The following is a 3,334-nucleotide window of genomic DNA, read 5'->3' on the forward strand; positions in this document are numbered from 1 at the left end:
GACCTGCTGCCCGGCGTGGCGGCGGGGCCGTGCGTGGCGACGCACGGCGACGCGGTCGAGATCGCGGCCGAGGTCGAGGCCGACCTCGTCTATCTGGACCCGCCCTATAACCAGCACTCCTACCTCGGCAACTACCACTGCTGGGAAAGCCTGGTGCTGTGGGACAAGCCGGAAACCTACGGCGTGGCGCGCAAACGTGTGGATGTGAAGACCCGCAAGTCCGCCTTCAACAGCCGCCCCGGCATCGGCCCGGCCCTGCAGACCGTCATCGAGCGGTTGAGGGCGCCGAACCTGATCGTCAGCTTCAACGACGAAGGCTATCTGAGCCGTGACGAGCTGACGGCCATGCTGTCGGCGCGCGGCCATGTGCAGGTGGTCGAGATTCCGCGCCCCCGCTACGTCGGCGCCCGCATCGGCATCCACAATCTGAAGGGCCAGAAGGTCGGCTCCATCGGGCGGCTGAGGAATGTGGAATATCTGTTCGTGGTCACGGATCGGCCGATCGAGCTGCCGGTCGCCGCCTGACGGGAACGAAAGCCGGGGGCGCGCCGTTTTGGCCGTATGCGTACGCTTTCCAGCCTTCCTCCCCCCGCTTCCCGCTTTGACGCCCATGGTTTTGACGCCGCGCGTTTTGACGCCCAGCGTCAGGTCGCGCGTCCGGCCCGTCCGGCGCGTCCGTCGCTGCGGCGCGGGCGCGGGCTGGACAGTTGGACCATCCTGCTGATCGGCGCGATCGTGGCGGGCCTGATGGGAATGCTGCTGGGCGGCGCCCTGTCCGTCTGATTTTCCGCCTAGGCCGCGTCCAGCAAGGCCTTGATCGGCGCCCAACTGCGCCGGTGTTCGGGGCAGGGGCCTAGCGTCTGCAAGGCCTTCTGGTGGATGGGGGCGTTATAGCCCTTGTGGCTGGCGAAGCCGTAGCCTGGATAGGTGGCGTCCATCTCGATCATCAGGCGATCGCGCGCCGTCTTGGCCAGGATCGACGCCGCCGCGATCGACAGCGACCGGCTGTCGCCCTTGACCACGGGCGTCACCGCGCACGGCAGCTTGAAGCGATAGTTGCCGTCCACCAGGGCGTGCACCGGCGGATGGGCCAGCGCCTCGACCGCCCGCCGCATGGCCAGGCCGGTGGCGTGCAGGATGTTCAGTTCGTCGATCTCCTCGACCGAGGCGAAGCCGACGCCCCACGCCAGGGCGCGGGCCTTGATGAGCGGCTCCAGCGCCGCGCGACGCTTCTCCGTCAACGCCTTGGAGTCATCGATGCCGGGCGGCAGATCGCCCGGGTTCAGGATCACCGCCGCCGCCGACACCGGCCCTGCCCACGGTCCGCGTCCGGCTTCATCCACGCCGCAGATCAGACCGTTCCAGGTCACGCGCGCCTCAAGCTCCAGCATCAGGGTGGGGAAGGCGCGGTCAGGTTTGGCGGAGGCTTTGGACGGCTTCATCGCGCGTCAGTGCCACGAACGGGTGCGGGGCGGAAGCAGCCCGGTCGCCTCATAAGGTCGTTTGGCGCGAAGCGGGCGGTTTGAAGGGCTGCTAAGGGTGGTTAGCGGACATCAGCGGCGTCAGGATGCTGCCATGACTTTTGAAGTGACATTCGAACCGGAGCTGCCCGATCACGGTGCGGTCGCTCCCCCTAAAAAAGTCAGTTGGGCGTTTGCATACGGCGTAGCCGACGGCCAGCCCGACCATGACCTGCGCTATATGATATGCGGTAAGGTCGTCTCATATTACCCCGCTAGTCTTGCGCAAATCCTCGTGGATCTGCTTGGAGAGTTGGAAGCTCTTGAAAGTGGGAGAGCGCACAACGTCTTCATGAGCGGCTACACTGTTCTGCTAGCTGAATTCGCGGGTGACAAAGTAATTTTCCGTGATCCTGGGCCAGACGGAGACGCAATGGGGAAGATGCCTGTCGCCGATGTCCGTGCCGCATTGCGGAACGCTAGCGCGAGACTATGGGCGTATTTGAAGGCACTGAGCGCGACGATCGCTTAGGGCCGTAGGCTGACGTTACAGCGGATCGCTCAACTCTGGGATCAGGCTGCTGAGCGTGGCGCCGGGGGTCCAAAGCGCAGCATTCCACCCGCGCGCACGTGCGGCTTCGACGTTCTTTTCAGTGTCGTCGATGAAGGCGATCGTCGACGCGGGCAGGTCCACGTATTGCTCGACCGCCGCATAGAAATCCTGTGACGGTTTCGAAACGCCAAGCTGCGCGGCGTAGTGCATGTCGTCAAACCGATCGCGAAGCCTGAGCGTATCCCACAGATAGGTCGCGCGCTCATGCTCCTGAACGGTCGCTAGGTGCAGCGGCACGCCTGACGCCCGGACCTCGGCCAGTTGCAGCAGCAGGGACTCGTCCAGATGGGCGTCGCCTTCAAACCAGTAGCGGATCAGCTGATCACAGCTGACGTGCGGCGCGACGTCCGCGAGTGCGGGGGACAATCGGTCTCGCAGTGTTGCGCGACCATGAACGACGTCGTCCCACCACGGTTTGAAGAAGCGGTCTTGCAGCGCCTGGCGCGGAATGCCCAGATCCTCTTCGATGCGAGCGGACCATCCACCAGGATCAGGGTGACGAACCACGACGCCATCGACATCCACCATCAACACGGCCGGTTTCATCAGATCTGCAACCTATCGCGCCCAGAGAAAGCGCCATTCTGCTGGTTTGCAATCCGGCCGCAAGGGACGCGAAACGAGGTTCGCTTGTAGCTCCGCAGAGACGCCACTGGTGAGGCCGCGCAATCCTGTCCACGCATGCTTCAAAATCCCCTGTTAACCCGCGACGGGGCACCCTCGGCGCCTAGGCCGGGAATCGGTGCGGTCGGAGGAGTGGGGATGGCGGACCTGTCGGTCGCCCAGAGGGCCGCCTTGGCCCAGCTGATCGAACGGTGTCCGGACCGCGTCCTGTCGCAGCTTTCGGGGCTGGCGGGGGCGATGGCGGGCGACCGGGCGGCGGACCTGCGCGACATGATCGAGGTCGAGGCGCTGGATCGGCGTCGTCGCAACATCGCCTTCGCGCCCTTGTCGCCTCTGTTTCAGCCGCGCGGCGACGGTCTGCCGGGGCTCAACTTTCCGTCCGTGGTGCTGGGGCGGTTGTGGCGCAGCGCCACGCGCAACGAGCCGGAGCTTCTGCCTCAGCTGGACCGCGACGATGACCTGTCGCGCATGATCGCCGACCGCCTGTGTCTCAGCGCCGCCTTCGCCCTGCGCGATCGGGCGGGCGAGATCTGGCCGGATGCGGCGTCGCAGGAGGCGACGATGCAGGCGCATGAACTGGCGGCTTGCTTCGATCTGGCGGCGACGGCGCGGCGAGCCTTGCCGCATCTGCCGGACT

At 65.7% G+C, this 3,334-nt stretch carries 5 protein-coding genes and 1 pseudogene; 4 read left to right on the top strand and 2 right to left on the bottom strand.

Going from position 1 to position 3,334, the window contains the following annotated elements:
• On the top strand, positions 1-525 hold a 525-nt coding region (locus tag RT567_RS15165; protein ID WP_313577075.1), incomplete at its 5' end, for a DNA adenine methylase.
• A gap of 36 nt (positions 526-561) precedes the next feature.
• Positions 562-783, top strand: a complete 222-nt coding sequence (locus RT567_RS15170) for a hypothetical protein (protein ID WP_313577076.1) — start codon at positions 562-564, stop codon at positions 781-783.
• A gap of 8 nt (positions 784-791) precedes the next feature.
• Here RT567_RS15170 and RT567_RS15175 read toward each other — a convergent pair whose 3' ends face one another.
• On the bottom strand, positions 792-1,391 hold the full coding sequence (locus RT567_RS15175; RefSeq protein WP_313577079.1) for a ribonuclease HII: 600 nt from the start codon (positions 1,389-1,391) through the stop codon (positions 792-794).
• Positions 1,392-1,575: 184 nt separating this feature from the next.
• Between RT567_RS15175 and RT567_RS15180 the strand changes: the two genes are divergently transcribed.
• The gene (locus RT567_RS15180; protein WP_313577077.1) at positions 1,576-1,992 is read left to right on the top strand and encodes a hypothetical protein; all 417 of its coding nucleotides are present in this window, start codon (positions 1,576-1,578) and stop codon (positions 1,990-1,992) included.
• A 15-nt stretch (positions 1,993-2,007) separates the two neighbouring features.
• Here the strand turns inward: RT567_RS15180 and RT567_RS15185 are convergent, their stop codons facing one another.
• Positions 2,008-2,619 carry an HAD-IA family hydrolase gene (locus RT567_RS15185; protein WP_313577078.1) on the bottom strand — a complete coding sequence of 204 codons (612 nt, stop codon included), beginning with the start codon at positions 2,617-2,619 and terminating at the stop codon, positions 2,008-2,010.
• 216 nt (positions 2,620-2,835) lie between these two features.
• On the opposite strand from RT567_RS15185, the pseudogene RT567_RS15190 reads away from it, so the two are divergent.
• Positions 2,836-3,334, top strand: a pseudogene (locus tag RT567_RS15190) (hypothetical protein); the annotation flags it as partial.

The sequence above is a fragment of the Brevundimonas sp. genome (genome assembly GCF_032107865.1).
GTDB lineage: Bacteria > Pseudomonadota > Alphaproteobacteria > Caulobacterales > Caulobacteraceae > Brevundimonas.